We start from the raw sequence: 15,692 nt of genomic DNA, 5'->3' as shown, positions 1-15,692 counted from the left end.
CGCTACGATAGCGTGCCGCATTCACGTTATCGCCCCGAGTCACGGCTCGGCAGAAGTCGCGAGAAAAGTATGGTGGGTTCGCGTCGTTACGGTGCTTCGCCGGTCTCGATGGCGAAATCGGCCTTCGGGTAGGCCACACACGTCAGGGTGTACCCTTTGTCCATCTCCTCACCGGAGAGGGTTTCCTGTTTGAAGTGAGTCACGTACTCGTCTGCGGGACCGTCGGTAATCTTCCCTGCACAGGAGACACACTGACCCTGACGGCACGCATACGGGAGGTCCATCCCGGCGTCTTCACCCTGGTCGAGCACCGTCTCGTTGCTCGCCAGTTCGATAGTCTCGCCCTGCTTGACGAATTCGACTTCGAAGTACTCGACTTCGTCTTCGGGCATGTCGGCGGGACTCTGTTCTTCTTCCGCCGCTTCCTCGCCTTCGAGTTCGGCACCTTCTTCGCCACCGGCGACTGCGCCAGCGACGGCACCGCCACCGATAGAGCGGTTCATCGGCTCGGGGAAGTCGGTCTCTGCGACGGTCGCCGCACGGCGCTCGAGGACCTCCTGCGTGATGTCGGCGGTCGGCTCCCAGCCGGTGCCCTTCGAGAAGTGCAGGGCGACGGCGAGGAGTACCAGGACCAATCCGGCCCCGACACCCACCAGACTGATGACTGCCATAAGGGCGGATATGGAGGGAGGGGTTAAGGAAATTGTGATTATGGCGGCGGCCTCGGGCGGCTGATTTCACGGTGCAGACGGTATGTTCGAGAGATTCCCAAAATATCGAGGGGTGTTTTTCGTTTGTGTCCGGGTGAGCGGCTCGAACTGCCGAACGTCACCGTCGTGAGCGACTCGCCGGTTATTCGTCTTTCCGGGCGACTTCGTGGCGGCCGAAACCGTAGCGAAGTCGGTTCGCGAGTCGTCGCGAGAACCGGTCGTCGGCGCGGGAGCCGAAGCGCTCGGCGAGCGACTGGTAGATGAGCGGAACGGGAACTTCCTGTTCGAGTGCTTCCTGAACCGTCCACGTACCCGTCGAGCCACCGGCGATGTGGTCGTCAACGTCGCCGAGGTCGGTCCCTTCCTCGCGGAACGCCTCTTCGCAGAGTTCGAGGAGCCACGAGCGGATGACCGCGCCGTTGTTCCACGTACGGGCGACCGCTTCGAGGTCGAGGTCGTAGCGACCCTCGGCGAGCAGTTCGAAGCCTTCGCCGTAGGCCTGCATCAGCGCGTACTCGACGCCGTTGTGAACCATCTTCACGTAATGGCCGGAGCCTGCCTCGCCCATTCGGTCGTGACCGGCGGGACCGGTTGCGACCGCGTCGAAGACGGGCGTCATCTCGTCGTACGCCCACTGCGGGCCGCCAATCATGAGCGAGAAGCCGAGTTCGGCCCCGGCGGGACCGCCCGAGGTTCCACAGTCGAGATACGCAGCGGAACACGCCTCGGCGCGACGGACCGACTTCTCGAAGTGGGAGTTACCGCCGTCGACGACAACGTCGTCCCCGTCGAGGTGGGGGTCGAGGTCGTCGAGAGTTGCGTCCACCGCGTCACCCGCGGGGACCATGAGCCAGATTCGCTTGTCGTCGCCGAGTCGGTCGGCGAGGTCGGCGACGCTGTCTGCGGGTTCGGCACCCGCGTCGGCTGCTGCTGCGACTGCCTCTTCGGAGAGGTCGAACGCGACGACCTCGTGCCCGGCATCGAGCACTCGGTCGACTACGATGCGTCCCATCCGGCCGAGGCCGATGACGCCTAGTTGCATGGGTCGGAGTCGTCTGCGGGGGGAGGTAGTGGTTGTGGTTTGGCGCGTTGTCCGCGGACAGTGTTTCTGTCGGCGACGACAGACGCCGACGTTTTTATCGAACCGTACGAGTATCGCGTATGGACGAACGTATTCACGAACACGCCGCGGTGCTCGTCGATTGGAGCGCACAAATCGAGGCCGGAGACGATGTCGTCGTCTCGGTCGGAGAAGGTGCACACGACCTCGCGGTGGCCGTCGCGGAAGCACTCGGTGAACGCGGTGCGAACGTCGTCACGACCTACAACTCCGAGGAAGTACAGCGGGCGTATCTCCGCGCGCACGAGGGTGACTTCGAACTCCCCGAACACGAGCTGGTCCTCTACGAGGCCGCCGATTCGGTGCTCTTCCTCAGCGGGACGCGCAACACGGCTGCGACCGCCGACGTTCCCACCGAGACGCGACAGGCCTACGGCCGCGCCACGAACGAGGTTCGTGAGGCTCGCATGGACACCGACTGGGTGTCGACGGTTCACCCAACCCGTGCGCTGGCACAGCAGGCCGGCATGTCCTTCGAAGAGTACGCCGACTTCGTCTACGACGCGATTCTCCGCGATTGGGAGGAACTCGCCGACGAGATGGCGAACATGAAGGAAATTCTCGATGCCGGGTCGGAAGTCCGTATCGTCAAGGAGGACACCGACCTCACGATGTCTATTGAGGGTCGCACCGCGGTCAACTCCGCCGCGTCCGTCGTCTACGACTCGCACAATCTCCCGTCCGGCGAAGTGTTCACCGCCCCCGTCGAAGACGCGGTCGAGGGCGAGGTGTACTTCGACGTGCCGATGACGCTGGAGGGTCAGCGCGTCGAAAACGTTCACCTCACGTTCGAGGACGGCGAAGTCATCGACTTCTCCGCGGGCGCGGGCGAGGACGCGCTCGCTGGTATCCTCGACACCGATGAAGGCGCTCGTCGACTCGGCGAGCTCGGTATCGGGATGAACCGCGGCATCGACCGCTTTACCGACAGTATCCTCTTCGATGAGAAGATGGGAGACACCATCCACCTCGCCGTGGGCCGCGCCTACGGGTCCTGCCTTCCCGAAGGTGAGGACGGAAACCAGTCCGCCGTTCACGTGGACATGATTACCGACATGAGCGAAGAGTCGTTTATCGAAGTCGACGGTGAAGTCGTCCAACGAAACGGGACGTTCCGCTGGGAGGACGAATTCGACGACTGATACGACTGTGGGCGCTTGGTTATCCGCCACATTTTGAGACACTCATTTTCGATTGACATTTGTCCCTTGGTAGCTATGCACTTACTGAAGTGTCTCGGTCACCTCCTTCTATGGGATGACACGATTCGGCCGGACGAGACGACGATTCCTCCAACTAGCGGGGAGTGGCACGGTAGTCGGCTTTGCTGGTTGTCTTGGTGGTGATGGGGAACAAGAGACGGAGACGGAAACAGAGACGACCACGACGACAGAAGAGGAAGAAGAGCACGAAGAAGAGCTTCCGGAAGGTGTCTCAGAAGAGGAGTTCGAGCACGGACCGGTTCCCGAAGAGTACCGAACTGCACTTTCGCAGGCCGACGAAGAGCGAGTTACCGACGAACTATTTCCTAAGGAAGACGTTAAATTCCAAGAGGCGAGCGACGCCGTCGAAGCAGAACTGGCACAGGAGGGCCAGAACTGTGGAAACTGCGCGCAGTTCATCCGTGACAAGAACGGCGATGGCTTCGGTGCCTGTGCGAGGGTCGAAGGCTACATCGGTGCCGACGACTGGTGTTCTCTCTGGGAGCCAATCCCGGAGGAGGAAACGGCGACGGAGACAGAGACGGAGACGGAAACTGAAACTGAAACCGCGGGCGAAGGAGGAGAAGAAACCGAGGAGGAAGGTGGAGATGCGTATTCGATGTGAGTTACCCCTCCGGCACGTCGATGTGTTTCAGGTTCCCGCCGCATCGAGGACAGACCTGCTCGTGAATTCCTTTCCCGGAGCGGTACCCGCACGAGATACACTCGAACCACGAGCGTTCGACCAGCGTCGTCGGTTCAGACTTTACTAACGCCTCCGTCCGTCGCTCGACTAATGCTTCAGTACGCCGCTCGACCAACTCCGCAGGCGGACGCTCGACCAGTTCGGTCGGCTTGGGTCCGACTAACTCCTCGGGTGGACGTTCGACTAACTCGGTTGGCTCGGGTCCGACTAACTCCCTCGACTCCGCTTCGACGAGGTCTGTCGGCTCTCGCTTGTCGATGTCCTCGCTCATATCTCCAAGTATACTGTGTCGAAAGTTAACCTTTATCACAACACATACTGTGCCGAAATAGCCTCCAATTCGCCGGCTTCGCCCCGATTCGACAGGTCTGGTCCCGAGACGCGCTTTCGACGTACTTTTTATCCGCGACCGTTTTCATCCGCGCATGGCAGAATTCATGGTCGTCGTCGCCGACCCCGACTCCGGCGAGACCTACCAAGTCGACGTCGAAGGACAGGATGCAAACCGATTCCTCGGTCGCGACCTCGGTGACGAGGTCGACGGCGCCGCTGTCGGTATCGACGGCTTCACGCTCGAACTGACGGGTGGCTCCGACAAGGCCGGTCGCCCGATGCACCCCGACGTCCCCGGCGGTAACCTCAAGGAAATCCTCGCCGAGGACGGAATCGGCTACAAGCCCGCCCGCGACGGCGAGCGCAAGCGCGTCACCGTCCGTGGCCGCGAAATCTCCGAGGAAACGGTCCAGATCAACGCGAAGGTCGCCTCCGGTGAGGGCGACGTCGCCGCCGCCTTCGGCGAAGGCGACGACGAAGAAGCGGACGAATAACGCCGTCTCACTTCTCTCTTTCCCGTGCCAGAGCAACTGCCCTCCGACCATTCGTCGGTCCAGACGTTCCGCGCGAACATCGCGCGCAGCGGCGGCACTCGTCGTCCCTGTCTGCGCGTCCCCGATGACGTCATCGCCGAAGACGGCGACTTCGTTCGCCTCCATCTCGATGGAACCGCGTACCACGCTCGTCTCTCCGCCGACGCCTCGGGCCTCGTGATTCGCGGCGCGTACGACAACAAACGACTCGCGCGCACTCCCAACGACGGCGAGAACCGACTCGTCGAGTGGTGCCACGAGAACGACCGCAGCGACGGCGACGCTGTCGAACTCGACGAACTCGACGACGGTTATCAGTACGGCCTGCGCGTGCCGGGCGTCCGAACCGTCTACCGAATCACGGAGCGCCCGAACGACTCGCTTTCGAGCATCGCGGAAAAGTTCGGTCTCTCGGACGAGTAGCAGGTGGCCGCCGATTTTGCACGCCGCTCCCGACGCGGATACACGCCGCTTTTAGGGCGTGACACCCCTAGGCGGGGTATGAGCAAGGTAACGGAGTATCTCGCAGGCGAGCGCCTCGACGACGTGGCGCTCTTTCTCACCCACGAGTACCTCGACAGCCAGGGTAAACTCCCGAACATGGGCGTCGAAGTCGAAAACGGCTACATTCTCGTCGTCCCCGGTGACGACGGCCGACGCGCCTTCGCGGCCGGAACCGGCATGGATGCCATGGAGTTCGCCCAGACCGCCATGGGGAACGACGGCGATATCGCCGCCGACCTGAGCGGTGGTACCTGTCCCGACACAGCCACCGACGAAAATCACCAGGCGAAATTCATCTTCTCGTTCGCCGAGGCACAAAACGAAGACGTCGGCGGAATCTACGAGGAGGGCGACGTTATCCACGCCTACGCCAAGTGTAACTGCGGGACGACGTACTCCGACCGCTGGGTCGTCGACGAATAACGCACCGGAATTTTCCGCAGCGCGTCGCTATTCTTCCGTTTCGCTGTCGTCGCTGCCGTCGGTCTCTTGGCCGCTATCGGCGGCTTCGTCTTCGGCGGCTTCCGCCTCGGCCATCTCGGCGACGCGCTCGAAGGCGTTGAGAATGACGCGCTTCGTCGTCGCTCCCTGCGTCGTCCAGTGGTGGGCGTAGTCGAGCATGTCGTCGTAGATGTCGGGCTTGCACCCTGCGGCCTTCGGGTGGCCACCGCCGTTGACGAGGTCGGCGACTTCGTGGCACCGCTCGAAGTCCTCAGACCCGCGGATGCTCGCGCTTCCGGCGGGCTTGACGATGACCGCCGCGTCAGCACCTTCTTCGCGGAGCGCGTCCGCGACTTCGTTCTGTGAACAGCGGCCGTAGGTGATGCCGACCGTCCAGTCACCGACTGACTTCGTGTCCGCCCGGTCGACGGCGGCCTCGATGAGATTCTCCTTTTCGACGCGGCGGTGGGCGATGTACTCCTCGACGACCGGCGGGAGGTCTGCGCCGTACGCACCAACGATGGCGACGTACTCCTCTTTCGAGGTCCAGTAGGCGTAGTCCGCGAGGTCCTGACTTCGCGGGTCTTCGTTCAGCCAGAGGTCGTGGTCGCGGGTGACTGCTGCGAGTTCGACGAATCGCTCGTCGAAGTCGTAGTCGAGTTCGCGAAGCGTCACGTCGGTCGAACACTCCTCGTCGGATTCGCCGACGACGAGGTCGACACCGGCCTCGCGGACCTGTTCGGCGACCTCGGGCTTCCACTGGTGGTGGTCGTACCAGTGAATCTCGCCCGCCATCTCGGCGAGGGCTTCGAGTTCTTCTTCGACGTACTCGTATTTATCCGGACAGAGGTCACAGACGAACACTTCGATGCCCTCTGGCGCGTAGTCGGCAACGCGCTGGAGGTCGTCTTCCAGTGAATACGGACTCGACCCGACGAGTGCGACCGACGATTTCGGGCGTTCTTCTTCCTCGTCGTCGGCTTCGGCTGCTTCTTCGTCCTCCGCTTCCTCGTCTTCGCTCAGACGCTCCTCGATTCGTTCTTCGAAGTCTTCTACGTCGAGGGCGGCGTCGTATCGCTCGCGAGCGAGTGCGACACAGCCGAGTCCGTCGGCGTCGGTGTCGGTGACGACCGCAACTGCGGCGTCTTCGAGTTTTTCTTTCGCGCGTTCTTCGGCACGTTCTTCGTCGAACGAGTCGGGGTAGAAGAATCCGGCACCCGGGAGAACGGATTTTCGGGGGAGAGAAAGCTGAGAACTGTCGATAAGCTCGTCGTCCATACAGGTGAGTCGGACGCGACGGGGAAAACTCCTCCCGATTCCGTCCTGCCCACCTTGCGACTCAGACTGTCTCTTCGTCGAGCAGTGAGTCCGTCGTTCCCGCTTCGAGTTGTCGCACCGTCAGCACCGGTACGGGACAGGTCCGGACGACTCGCTCCGCGACGCTCCCGATGAGAAAGCGGTTTTCGCCGTGCCGCCCACGGGTTCCCATGGCGACCACGTCGGCATCGACCTCGCGTGCGTAGTTCGAAATCTCGCCGGCAGGGCGACCTTCACGGACGGCGACGGTTACGTCGCGGTCAGTCTCGGCCCGGACTTCCGCTATTGCTTCCTCCCCGCGCTCGCGGAGTGCCTCGCGCATCTCATCGCGGAGTCGCTCCGGAGACGTCTCGACGTCTCCGGCGTCGACGACGTACAGCGCGTGAACCGATGCGTCGAAGCGCTCGGCGAGGTCGACGGCGACGCGGACCGCCCGGCGAACGCTTGCCGAACCGTCGGTGGCGATGACGATGGTGTCGAACATGTCCACGGGTTCACGGTGCGGCGTCATAAAACCAATCTGGGCCGGCCACAGACCGGGATGGTGGGGTGACTTTTTTGTCGTCCCCCAACGGAGGTGGGGACATGTCACCGCGCCCGCTCTCTGTTGACCTCGTTCTCGTGCCGGTTGACCAAAGCGAGGAGGCGACGCGTGCGGCGGAGTACGCCACCGCCATCGCGGCGGAATACGACGCCGCGGTCCACGCCGTCCACGTCCTCGGCGAGGACGTTGTCCGTGCCATAGAGCAGGGCGTCGTCGACCAAGATGCCGTCGCCGAGGACAGTAAGGTCGTCACTGATACAGTTTCGAATATCGCCCGCGATGCCGATGTCTCTATCACCACTTCGGTCGCCTACGGCTTCTCGCCGACGAGCAAACTCCGACATCCGGGAAGCGTCGTCCTCGATACCGCCGAAGAACTCGACGCCGACTTCGTGGTCGTCCCGCGGGAACCCGTCTCCGGCGACCCCGGCGAAGTGCTCGCGAAGGCCGCCGAGTACGTCCTTCTCTACGCCAGCCAGCCCGTTCTCTCGGTCTAAGTCACTCGTTACGCGTCTTCGCCCGGTTCGGTGAGACGGATGGTCATCTCTAACTCGAAGCTCTCGGTGTCGCTCGTCTCGAACCCGACAGTCTTGTAGAGACCCACCGCGGCACGGTTCCATCGTTCGACGGTGAGCCACACCTTTTCGACGTCGGACTCGCGGCCGTGGCCCAGAAGCGCCTTGATGAGTCGCGTGCCGATACCGGCGCGCTGGTACGTCTGGTGGACGAAGATTGCGAGTTCGTAGGCGTCGCCGTCGGGAACGAGCGTCGCGTGGCCGGCAACTTCGTCGCCGTTCCACGCGATGACGTTCAGACAGTCGTCGTCGAGGATGTTGTCCAACCAGTCGCGGATGCGGTCCTCGCGTCCCGGCGGGATTCCCTGTGCTCGGTCCGAGGGGTCGAACGCGTCGTACATCTCGACGAGCGCTTCTAACTCCTCGTCCGTGCCGTCGTAGGCCCGAATCTCGATGATTCGGTCTTCCTTGTCGGCAAACGACAGTGGTGGTGCCTCGTACGGGTCGGCGACGGCGTTGGAGTACGTTCGAGGGCTCATCGTACTAGGGTCACAGTCACGTGGGAGTTGAGGAGGACGAACTCCGCGATGTTCCCAATCTGAATCTTGCCCATCGGACTCGTCTCACCGCCGCCGAGGACGAGTTGTTCGAACCCTTCGTTCTCGGCGAGGTCCACGAGTGCGCTTCCGGGGTCTCCGTCGAGATGCCGAACGGCCGCATCCACGCCGCGTTCGTCGAGTACTTCCTCCACCTTCGATTCGATATCCTCGTGCGAGCGCTCGACGGCCGGATTGTCGACGATAGCGACGGTGAGGTCGTCGCCAGCGTTGGCCGCCCGTTCGACCGTTTTCTCCAGCGCTCGGATGGAATCGTCGCTGCCACCGATTCCGAGCAGTACCTTCATGATTCCCAATCTCGCGGTGGTGGTAGAAAACCCTTGCCCGGAACCCCTTCCGAACGCGGGGCTGTCATCGCGGGACCGCACGTCGCGGAACCCTTTTCGGCGATGACGCGGTAGCCCGCGGTATGACAGACGAGTCCGACGACTTCGAGGCAGGGGCGGCCGACACCGAGGCCGACGAACACGAGCGAGGTGGCGACCGCGACCACGCCAGCGACGAGGGACGCTCCCACACCGGTGACGAGGACCGCAATCGCACCGGTGACGAGGACCGCAGTCGCACCAGCGACGAAGGCCGTGACCACGCCGGTGACGACACCGAATCCAGCCCCGAAGCCGACCCGGACGGAGATGCAGCGCGGGCCGCGACTACCGGCGAGTCCGGTGTTGAAGAGGCAGCTGACGATAGCGAGACGGTTGACGACGACGAAGCCGCCGGAGATGATAGCGAGACGACGACGGATACCGGTGCAGCATCAACTGCCGCCGCCGACGTTCCCGAGGACGTACAGAAGTACGCCCGATTCAAGAAAGTCGACGGCGCGCAGTACGACCGCGTCAACGACTTCCTCCGCGAGCGAACCTACGTGACGGCGCGCGAGTGGGCTATCGCCCGTCTCTGTGCCGACTTCCGCACCGAGACGGGCGTCGAGATGACGAAAATCGGCGAGAACCTTCCCGAACTCGTTCCGTTCATGACCGACACGTACACGCCGCAGGCGGTCAATCAGGCCCGTTCAGCCTTCCGAGACAAGGTCCGAAAGTCGGGGGCGACGTTCCTCTACGGGGCGATGTCGGGCTTCTTCACGGCCGAAGAACTCGACGAGATGATGTACGAGGTCACGGAAATCGCCAAGTTCCTTCTCGAAGTCGAGGGCGTCGACCTCTCTGTCGAAGAGGAACTCGAAGCCGAAGAACGTATCTCTAGCGTCATGCGCGAAGTCCGCGAGGCGAGCACGGAACTCCGGCAAGAGGAACTGTCGAACGACGACTGAGGCGCGACTGCTTCGCCGTAATCAACGCGTCACGGGAACAGCGGAGCCGGATTGGACTGGACTAATTCGACGCGCTGGTCGGCCTCGACGGGCCGGACGTACAGACGAAGCGCACCCTGTTCTTTCGCACGGGTTTTCAGCACGTCCACTTTGTCGAGTCCGTAATAGAGGGGTACGACGACCGCGTTCTCCGCCTGTGCTGCTTGTACGACCGAGACGACGAACATGGTTCCTCCCTCGCGGGCGCGGTAGACATCGTATCTATCGAACGAGGCGTCTGCGACCCACTCGGAAAGCGCCTCGAACTCGCTTCCCGGAACGAGCACGTCGAAACCGACGCGGTCGGTGGCATCCGGTAGGTTCGACGGCGGAAGGACCGTCACGTCGCCGGGATGGAGGACGAGCGTCTCCCAGCCTTCTTCGGCGTATTCAGCCGCGGTCGCCTCGGCGTCCTCGATGACTGTCTCCCAGAACGAAAGCATCCCCGTCAGTACGTGCTGCTCGTCTGCGTTTGGCCCACGACTTCGCGGCGGCGTCTGCTCTTCGCTCATGTGTGCCGTGTCTCGGGCGGTCAGACGGGAAAAAGTTCGCCTGCGTGAAGTGTCGCCTAGACGCGGACGTTTTCACCCGATGCGTCGCCGAACTCGTCGCCGTCCCAGACCAACTCGCCGCGGAGCATCGTCCACTCGGGGAAGACGCCCGTGAAGCCTTCGAACGGCGTCCATCCGCACTTCGAGTGGAGGTCGTCGCCGCGAATCTCGCGGGCGTCGTCGAGGTCGTAGAGCACGAGGTCAGCATCTGCGCCCGCCTCGATGCGGCCCTTCTGCGGCAGGTCGAAGATGTCCGCGGGGTTCGTCGCAACTACGTCGCGGACGCGCTCTAGCGACAGGTCGCCGTCCACGGCGGCACCGAGAAGTAGCGGCACCATCGTCTCGACGCCGGGGACACCGCTCGGCGCGTCGAGGAGCGACTGGTCTTTCTCTTCTCGCGTGTGCGGCGCGTGGTCGGTCGCAACCACGTCGATGCGGCCGTCGGCAAGGCGCTCGAACATGGCTTCGCGGCGCGCTTCCGAGCGAAGCGGCGGGTTCATCCGACCGTAGGTTCCGAGCTCGTCGCAGTCGTCGCGGGACAAGAAGAGATGGTGCGGCGTCACCTCGCAGGTCGCGCCACCGTCGCGGGCGGCATCGACGCCTTCGGGCGTGCTCGTATGGGCGATGTGAATCTGTGCGCCTGTCTCGCCACCGACGCGGACGGCGCGTTCCACGGCGGCTTCTTCGGCCTCGGCACGGCGGTAGGCGCTCCACGCGTTGGAATCGGCGTCGCGGCCGGGACCGCCGAGGTCGCCTTCGATAGCGGACTCGTCAAAGAGCTCGGCGTCTTCGGCGTGGACAGTTACGGGAACGCCAGCCTCGCCGGCGCGCTCGGCGGCCGCAGCGAAGAGGTCGGCGTCGATACCCATGTCGCCGGTCGAATCGGCGAGGAACACTTCGCCGAGGGCGAAAAGCGGGCGTTCGAAGAGGTTTTCGGGGTCCCAGTCGGGCGTGACGCCGCCGTTGATGCCGTAATCGATACAGGAGTTTGCGGCCCGGTCGGCCTTCGCGTCGAATCCGTCGCCGGTCGTCGTCGTCGGGTCCGTATTCGGCTGGTCGGCGACGGTCGTCACGCCGCCCGCGGCGGCGCTCCGAGAGCCGGTTTCCCACGTCTCTTTGTGTTCGAATCCGGGTTCGCGGAAGTGGACGTGAACGTCGATAGCGCCCGGCAGCAACAGATTCTCGTCGGCGTCGAGTACCTCCTCGCCGTCGACGGGGTCGAGGTCGCCTACCGCGTCGATAGCGCCGTCCTCGACGCGGACATCGACCACGCGCCCGTCGGCCAGCGTCGCGTTCTCGATTCGCATAGATGAGGGTGCGACACGCCGGGTTCTAAGTCCGGCGGTTCGGTCGGTGAGAGAATACTATCGACCGCGAGTTCACACCACGTCGTCGGCGTCTTCGACTCGCGTCTCCGCGTCGCCGACGAAGACTGATTCGAGTGCCTGACACACGTCGTCCGAACTCGCTGGACCGCCCGCGGTTGCGACGCTCCCGACCGAGTCGGGGTCGAACGGAACGTCGAGCGCGTCGTAGATTGGGACGAGTATGTCGGCGATTTCGTCGCGGTCGGCGACGACGACGACGCCCGAGACGAGCGCGGCCGACTTCCGGACACGCTGGGCGATGCCGCAGAGCTTTCCGCCCGCTTGGACCGAGTGGTCGCCGGGACAGTACGACTTCGGCGGTTCGCCTCGTCGGGCGGGGACGCCGAGGGTCCGCAGGGCGCGAACGACGGCGGAAGTGCCAGCTTCGTATCGCTCGTCGAGGCCGGTTCGTGCGTCATCGAGTGGGACCGCGTGGGCGAAGGCGACGGTCGTGCCGGTGTAGGCGACTGCTCTCCCGCCGACGGAGCGCTCGACGGGAGGGAACCCGCGTGCGTCGGCAGCAGCAGCGGCCTCGTCGTATCGCTCGGCGCGGGTGTCTCGCCTGCCGAAAGCAATCTGTCGGTGCGGCGTCCACGCGCGGAAGGCCGGTTCGCCCGTTTCGCCCGCGTCGCGGAGCATGGCCGCGGTGACCCTCCGGTCGGCGTCCCTGTCGGGTCCTCGGCCGCGGATGACGCGCATAGCTATCCGAAATACCTCGACGTACCTAAGAACATCCGTCCCGTCCCGACGACCATGTTGCGTCTGCCGCGGTCGGTCTGCTCTCGCTTCGAGCGTTTTTCGCTCTACAACTCGCCGTATCCCGCCCACGACAGTGGCTGCGCTATCGACCTCTACGTAGCTGCTGACGACCCGGTCGCTCGCTCCCCCGTTGCAGGTGTCGTCCGCGAGGCGCGAACTGTCCGAGCACCGGACAAACCCTACGCTCACGAAGACGAATATCTCATTCTCCTCGACGTGGACGCCGAAGCAACCGGTCTGGACTGGAGCGGTGACTCCGACAGCGACCCACGTACCGGTCTTGTGGCGCGAATTCTCCACGTCGACCCCGACGTCGCAGCGGGTGACGAGGTACAGGTCGGCGATTCGCTCGGCCGACTCGTCCGCTCCGGCTTTTTCGCCCCGTGGGTTTCGAACCACATCCATCTCGGGTTTCGACCGGCGTCGGCGAACCACCATCGCGCTCGCGGGTCGCTGCCGCTTACGGCTGACGTAACCGTCTCACCGCTCGATTGGGATGGCCATGGAACGGTCGTCGATGTGGGCGAGACGTTCGTCGTTCTCGACCGTCCGACTCGAAAGGAGGGTGCTGTTGATTCCGGCGAGTATGTCGGCCTCGCCAGCGACGAAGGCGTCGTTCTCGATGGTGGGCTTGCTCACTACGCCGCCGGTGGGACGCTTTCTTCCGCTCCGGACGACACGTCGCTGTCGCTTCTGGGTGCACAAGTCGGACAGACCGTCGGTCGCGACGTTTCGTGGACCGATTTCGACGTGTTTGCCAACGGTGACCGCGTTACGGGGCTGTCGCTTTTCGCTTCGCAAACAGCGTTCGGAACGAAAGTCGTCTGCCCCAACCACGAGTTCGAGATTGGGGACGAGATTACGGTGACGATTCGACCGAGCAACAATCCGATTCGGCTCTGATGATAACTCGACATTTCGTTTCGTAGCTTTTGACAAACATAAAATATAGGTGACATTAGTCGAAAGCTCCAGCAGGCCACGACTGATAGTATTTAAATGACTTTACGGTGAAAGGTGTCACCTCCACAAATAATATCCTCTGTTCGTTCGTGTTTTACACCGTTTGTGAGACGTGATACACAGTTATGTGACGATGCTCTGATTTCTTTCAAAGCTACCACAACCACGAAACGATGACTGATGACCACACCTACGGGTACGAAGTCGAACTGGGACACTCCCTTGACGATTCGTGTCTTAGCCCCGCGTTCGATGACTCCGAACTCGAAATCACGTTCATGGGCTGTGTTCCCGTCTCTGGCGAGCCTGTTCCGTACTTCTTCGCTCGTGGTGCCGGGTCCGATGCAGTCGCCGACCTACTCGAAACGCACGCTGGCGTCAAGGACTTCGAAGTGGTCTCAGACAGTCCCGAGGGGCGACTGTACCGCTGTGAGTGGATGCTCCGAGACGACGGTCTCATCTCGACGATTCAAGAGTGTCGTGGCATCGTCCGGGAGATTGTCGGAACGAAGCACGGGTGGACGCTCTCCGTGTATTTCCCGACGAACGAGCAGACCACTCGATTTCACGACACATGCCTCGAACGGGATATCGATATCGACGTTCGCCGAGTTGAGTCGTCTCGGCTCGACGAACGGCGCTACCCGAACAGTAACCTCTCGGAGAAACAACTGGCCGCGCTCAAACTCGCTTTTACACGGGGGTATTTCGAGACGCCCAAAGAGACAACGCTCAGCGACATCGCAGCCAATCTCGAAATCTCCGAACAGGCGCTGTCACAGCGACTTCGTCGAGGGCTTCGCCACCTCGTCGGCTCGGCAGTCGAGGACCTCGAAGATGACTCGCTAAGTCCGAAATAATGGTGTGTAGTGGGTGTCGTGGCCGGTTACGGGGGACCATGAAGCAGCCGCGATACCGCATCGAAGGCGACCAGCATTCGCCAATAACGATATCGTGCCCATGGTGGGGTGCCACTGACGAACGGACAATAGGCTAGTCTAGTAATATATCTGACCCTTGTTCGGTCAACCTATATTTATGTCTCGTTGAAATAATCGATGTACGACGTGACGAATGTCTTAATTTCGTCGTACGTTGGCGGGGTTCCGTTTCGAACGAAATGTCCAGCAACGGCGTTTCCGACAACCAGTGACTCGGCCCGCCCGAGTCCGAGGACGTGTGCGAGGGCGAGGCCGGCGTTGAAGTGGTCGCCGGAACTCGTCGTGAGTTCCGGGTCGTCAATTCGAGGGACGCGAACATGTGCAGCACCGTCGTCGTCGACGAGGTGGGCCGCTTCGATTCCGTGGCCGACGAATCGGGTAACACCTAGGTAGTCGAACGCTGCTCGCGTCTCGCGTTCGAAGTCGTCTGCTTCGACACCGGCGAGTTGGGCGAGATACCGCGTCTCGTACCGATTCGCCGAGACGACCACGTCGACCGAGTCGTCCAGCTTTGATACTTGTTCGACTCCCTTGGCGACCACGTCCGGTTCCCGCTTCCGGAGGTCTCCGGGGTCGAGAAGGAGCGTCTCCGGCGGATTCGAGAGCGTCGGCCAGAGGTCTTCTCGAACCCCACGGGTCACGTCCGGGAGAGCAGGCATTTCCGACCAGTACCCCATCCCGAATAGTTCGGTCCCGTCGACGAGTTCCGAGAGCCGGTCGAGACCGACGCGGGACTCGATGTCGACCCAATCGAGCGCCGTCAGCGCGCCGACTTCGGTAAGCATCAGTTTCCCGTCGTCGAACTCGACGGCGTCGGTGTAGCCCGGTGCTCCGAGCGTTTCTAGCGTGAAGTCACCGAACTCTTCGATGAACGGGTCCTCCGGCGGGTCGCCGAAACAGCCGATGAGGGCTGGGTCGAAGCCCATCGTCCCGAAGGCGCGGGCGAGGTGGCTTACGTGTCCGCCGGTTCGAACGCCGGCTTGAATCCACTCGAAGGTGAGCGAACTGTTGGCTTCGACCGACGCGTTCACACGGTCCGCGAAGGCGTCTAACGTCGGAACACGGTCGTACGACTCCGCGGACTGGCGTTCGGAAACGAACTCTCTGACCCGGTCGATGTAGCCGTCGAACCCGAACACCACGCGCCCGCCGTCGACTGTCGGCGGGAGCGCGTTGCGACACGACTCGACTGCTCGCGTCGTCGCTTTGTCTGGGCTGTTCATACCTCGACGTTCGGACGACCCGGAATTA

At 62.8% G+C, this 15,692-nt stretch carries 20 protein-coding genes; 9 read left to right on the top strand and 11 right to left on the bottom strand.

The window, feature by feature from the left end; all coding sequences use genetic code 11:
• Positions 1 to 86 precede the first annotated feature (86 nt).
• Both HFX_RS14105 and gnd read right to left on the bottom strand, forming a co-directional pair.
• Positions 87 to 671 carry a 2Fe-2S iron-sulfur cluster-binding protein gene (locus HFX_RS14105; protein ID WP_004059207.1) on the bottom strand — a complete coding sequence of 195 codons (585 nt, stop codon included), beginning with the start codon at positions 669 to 671 and terminating at the stop codon, positions 87 to 89.
• Between the two features lie 181 nt (positions 672 to 852).
• The gene (gnd, locus tag HFX_RS14100; RefSeq protein WP_004059209.1) at positions 853 to 1,752 is read right to left on the bottom strand and encodes a phosphogluconate dehydrogenase (NAD(+)-dependent, decarboxylating); all 900 of its coding nucleotides are present in this window, start codon (positions 1,750 to 1,752) and stop codon (positions 853 to 855) included.
• A gap of 119 nt (positions 1,753 to 1,871) precedes the next feature.
• Between gnd and HFX_RS14095 the strand changes: the two genes are divergently transcribed.
• Both HFX_RS14095 and HFX_RS14090 read left to right on the top strand, forming a co-directional pair.
• Complete coding sequence (locus HFX_RS14095; RefSeq protein WP_004059211.1) at positions 1,872 to 2,972, top strand: aminopeptidase; 1,101 nt, start codon at positions 1,872 to 1,874, stop codon at positions 2,970 to 2,972.
• A gap of 115 nt (positions 2,973 to 3,087) precedes the next feature.
• Complete coding sequence (locus HFX_RS14090) at positions 3,088 to 3,657, top strand: high-potential iron-sulfur protein (RefSeq protein ID WP_004059213.1); 570 nt, start codon at positions 3,088 to 3,090, stop codon at positions 3,655 to 3,657.
• Position 3,658: 1 nt separating this feature from the next.
• On the opposite strand, the gene HFX_RS14085 is transcribed toward HFX_RS14090, so the two are convergent.
• The gene (locus HFX_RS14085) at positions 3,659 to 4,009 is read right to left on the bottom strand and encodes a rubrerythrin-like domain-containing protein (RefSeq protein WP_004059215.1); all 351 of its coding nucleotides are present in this window, start codon (positions 4,007 to 4,009) and stop codon (positions 3,659 to 3,661) included.
• Positions 4,010 to 4,163: 154 nt separating this feature from the next.
• Here HFX_RS14085 and HFX_RS14080 point away from each other — a divergent pair, with 154 nt between their 5' ends.
• From HFX_RS14080 to HFX_RS14070, 3 genes are all read left to right on the top strand, one after another.
• Positions 4,164 to 4,565, top strand: coding sequence for a 30S ribosomal protein S6e (locus HFX_RS14080; protein WP_004059217.1), 402 nt, complete (start codon positions 4,164 to 4,166; stop codon positions 4,563 to 4,565).
• Positions 4,566 to 4,589: 24 nt separating this feature from the next.
• Positions 4,590 to 5,027: a DUF7112 family protein gene (locus HFX_RS14075; RefSeq protein WP_004059219.1), complete on the top strand. Its 438-nt coding sequence runs from the start codon at positions 4,590 to 4,592 to the stop codon at positions 5,025 to 5,027.
• Positions 5,028 to 5,105: 78 nt separating this feature from the next.
• Complete coding sequence (locus HFX_RS14070) at positions 5,106 to 5,531, top strand: DUF5807 family protein (RefSeq protein WP_004059220.1); 426 nt, start codon at positions 5,106 to 5,108, stop codon at positions 5,529 to 5,531.
• Between the two features lie 27 nt (positions 5,532 to 5,558).
• Here HFX_RS14070 and HFX_RS14065 read toward each other — a convergent pair whose 3' ends face one another.
• Positions 5,559 to 6,827, bottom strand: coding sequence for a DHH family phosphoesterase (locus tag HFX_RS14065; protein WP_004059221.1), 1,269 nt, complete (start codon positions 6,825 to 6,827; stop codon positions 5,559 to 5,561).
• A 61-nt stretch (positions 6,828 to 6,888) separates the two neighbouring features.
• Positions 6,889 to 7,350 (bottom strand): universal stress protein, encoded by a 462-nt coding sequence (locus tag HFX_RS14060; protein WP_179955348.1) that lies wholly within the window; start codon positions 7,348 to 7,350, stop codon positions 6,889 to 6,891.
• A 101-nt stretch (positions 7,351 to 7,451) separates the two neighbouring features.
• On the opposite strand from HFX_RS14060, the gene HFX_RS14055 reads away from it, so the two are divergent.
• Complete coding sequence (locus HFX_RS14055) at positions 7,452 to 7,907, top strand: universal stress protein (protein ID WP_004059223.1); 456 nt, start codon at positions 7,452 to 7,454, stop codon at positions 7,905 to 7,907.
• Positions 7,908 to 7,915: 8 nt separating this feature from the next.
• Here the strand turns inward: HFX_RS14055 and HFX_RS14050 are convergent, their stop codons facing one another.
• On the bottom strand, positions 7,916 to 8,464 hold the full coding sequence (locus HFX_RS14050) for a GNAT family N-acetyltransferase (RefSeq protein ID WP_004059224.1): 549 nt from the start codon (positions 8,462 to 8,464) through the stop codon (positions 7,916 to 7,918).
• A complete protein-coding gene (locus tag HFX_RS14045) occupies positions 8,461 to 8,829 on the bottom strand; it encodes a universal stress protein (RefSeq protein ID WP_004059226.1) in 369 nt (122 codons plus the stop codon). Before HFX_RS14045 ends, HFX_RS14050 begins: the two co-directional genes overlap by 4 nt.
• A 122-nt stretch (positions 8,830 to 8,951) precedes the next feature.
• Here HFX_RS14045 and HFX_RS14040 point away from each other — a divergent pair, with 122 nt between their 5' ends.
• Positions 8,952 to 9,821: a DUF5806 family protein gene (locus HFX_RS14040; protein ID WP_004059229.1), complete on the top strand. Its 870-nt coding sequence runs from the start codon at positions 8,952 to 8,954 to the stop codon at positions 9,819 to 9,821.
• A 29-nt stretch (positions 9,822 to 9,850) separates the two neighbouring features.
• On the opposite strand, the gene HFX_RS14035 is transcribed toward HFX_RS14040, so the two are convergent.
• The 3 genes from HFX_RS14035 to HFX_RS14025 all read right to left on the bottom strand — a co-directional run bounded on the left by HFX_RS14035 (position 9,851) and on the right by HFX_RS14025 (position 12,477).
• Complete coding sequence (locus HFX_RS14035; protein ID WP_004059231.1) at positions 9,851 to 10,372, bottom strand: DUF7529 family protein; 522 nt, start codon at positions 10,370 to 10,372, stop codon at positions 9,851 to 9,853.
• Positions 10,373 to 10,428: 56 nt separating this feature from the next.
• The gene (locus tag HFX_RS14030; protein WP_004059232.1) at positions 10,429 to 11,718 is read right to left on the bottom strand and encodes a dihydroorotase; all 1,290 of its coding nucleotides are present in this window, start codon (positions 11,716 to 11,718) and stop codon (positions 10,429 to 10,431) included.
• Positions 11,719 to 11,790: 72 nt separating this feature from the next.
• On the bottom strand, positions 11,791 to 12,477 hold the full coding sequence (locus HFX_RS14025; RefSeq protein WP_004059233.1) for a lipoate--protein ligase family protein: 687 nt from the start codon (positions 12,475 to 12,477) through the stop codon (positions 11,791 to 11,793).
• 54 nt (positions 12,478 to 12,531) lie between these two features.
• On the opposite strand from HFX_RS14025, the gene HFX_RS14020 reads away from it, so the two are divergent.
• Together HFX_RS14020 and HFX_RS14015 are read left to right on the top strand one after the other, a co-directional pair.
• Positions 12,532 to 13,440: a hypothetical protein gene (locus tag HFX_RS14020; RefSeq protein WP_014732380.1), complete on the top strand. Its 909-nt coding sequence runs from the start codon at positions 12,532 to 12,534 to the stop codon at positions 13,438 to 13,440.
• Positions 13,441 to 13,673: 233 nt separating this feature from the next.
• A complete protein-coding gene (locus tag HFX_RS14015) occupies positions 13,674 to 14,360 on the top strand; it encodes a helix-turn-helix domain-containing protein (protein WP_004059234.1) in 687 nt (228 codons plus the stop codon).
• Between the two features lie 176 nt (positions 14,361 to 14,536).
• Here the strand turns inward: HFX_RS14015 and HFX_RS14010 are convergent, their stop codons facing one another.
• The gene (locus tag HFX_RS14010; protein ID WP_004059235.1) at positions 14,537 to 15,664 is read right to left on the bottom strand and encodes a hypothetical protein; all 1,128 of its coding nucleotides are present in this window, start codon (positions 15,662 to 15,664) and stop codon (positions 14,537 to 14,539) included.
• Positions 15,665 to 15,692 lie beyond the last annotated feature (28 nt).

It is taken from the genome of Haloferax mediterranei ATCC 33500 (genome assembly GCF_000306765.2).
GTDB classification, from domain to species: domain Archaea; phylum Halobacteriota; class Halobacteria; order Halobacteriales; family Haloferacaceae; genus Haloferax; species Haloferax mediterranei.
This window is presented reverse-complemented; position numbering and strand designations above follow the sequence as displayed.

Excerpts from the sequence above, each read along its gene's own strand:
- HFX_RS14035 (WP_004059231.1), bottom strand. The coding sequence starts at position 10,372 with ATGAGCGAAGAGCAGACGCCGCCGCGAAGTCGTGGGCCAAACGCAGAC.
- HFX_RS14020 (WP_014732380.1), top strand. The coding sequence starts at position 12,532 with ATGTTGCGTCTGCCGCGGTCGGTCTGCTCTCGCTTCGAGCGTTTTTCG.
- HFX_RS14065 (WP_004059221.1), bottom strand. The coding sequence starts at position 6,827 with ATGGACGACGAGCTTATCGACAGTTCTCAGCTTTCTCTCCCCCGAAAA.
- HFX_RS14015 (WP_004059234.1), top strand. The coding sequence starts at position 13,674 with ATGACTGATGACCACACCTACGGGTACGAAGTCGAACTGGGACACTCC.
- HFX_RS14095 (WP_004059211.1), top strand. The coding sequence starts at position 1,872 with ATGGACGAACGTATTCACGAACACGCCGCGGTGCTCGTCGATTGGAGC.
- HFX_RS14090 (WP_004059213.1), top strand. The coding sequence starts at position 3,088 with ATGACACGATTCGGCCGGACGAGACGACGATTCCTCCAACTAGCGGGG.
- HFX_RS14055 (WP_004059223.1), top strand. The coding sequence starts at position 7,452 with ATGTCACCGCGCCCGCTCTCTGTTGACCTCGTTCTCGTGCCGGTTGAC.
- HFX_RS14080 (WP_004059217.1), top strand. The coding sequence starts at position 4,164 with ATGGCAGAATTCATGGTCGTCGTCGCCGACCCCGACTCCGGCGAGACC.
- HFX_RS14060 (WP_179955348.1), bottom strand. The coding sequence starts at position 7,350 with ATGTTCGACACCATCGTCATCGCCACCGACGGTTCGGCAAGCGTTCGC.
- HFX_RS14085 (WP_004059215.1), bottom strand. The coding sequence starts at position 4,009 with ATGAGCGAGGACATCGACAAGCGAGAGCCGACAGACCTCGTCGAAGCG.
- HFX_RS14025 (WP_004059233.1), bottom strand. The coding sequence starts at position 12,477 with ATGCGCGTCATCCGCGGCCGAGGACCCGACAGGGACGCCGACCGGAGG.
- HFX_RS14040 (WP_004059229.1), top strand. The coding sequence starts at position 8,952 with ATGACAGACGAGTCCGACGACTTCGAGGCAGGGGCGGCCGACACCGAG.
- gnd (WP_004059209.1), bottom strand. The coding sequence starts at position 1,752 with ATGCAACTAGGCGTCATCGGCCTCGGCCGGATGGGACGCATCGTAGTC.
- HFX_RS14045 (WP_004059226.1), bottom strand. The coding sequence starts at position 8,829 with ATGAAGGTACTGCTCGGAATCGGTGGCAGCGACGATTCCATCCGAGCG.
- HFX_RS14030 (WP_004059232.1), bottom strand. The coding sequence starts at position 11,718 with ATGCGAATCGAGAACGCGACGCTGGCCGACGGGCGCGTGGTCGATGTC.
- HFX_RS14050 (WP_004059224.1), bottom strand. The coding sequence starts at position 8,464 with ATGAGCCCTCGAACGTACTCCAACGCCGTCGCCGACCCGTACGAGGCA.
- HFX_RS14070 (WP_004059220.1), top strand. The coding sequence starts at position 5,106 with ATGAGCAAGGTAACGGAGTATCTCGCAGGCGAGCGCCTCGACGACGTG.
- HFX_RS14105 (WP_004059207.1), bottom strand. The coding sequence starts at position 671 with ATGGCAGTCATCAGTCTGGTGGGTGTCGGGGCCGGATTGGTCCTGGTA.
- HFX_RS14010 (WP_004059235.1), bottom strand. The coding sequence starts at position 15,664 with ATGAACAGCCCAGACAAAGCGACGACGCGAGCAGTCGAGTCGTGTCGC.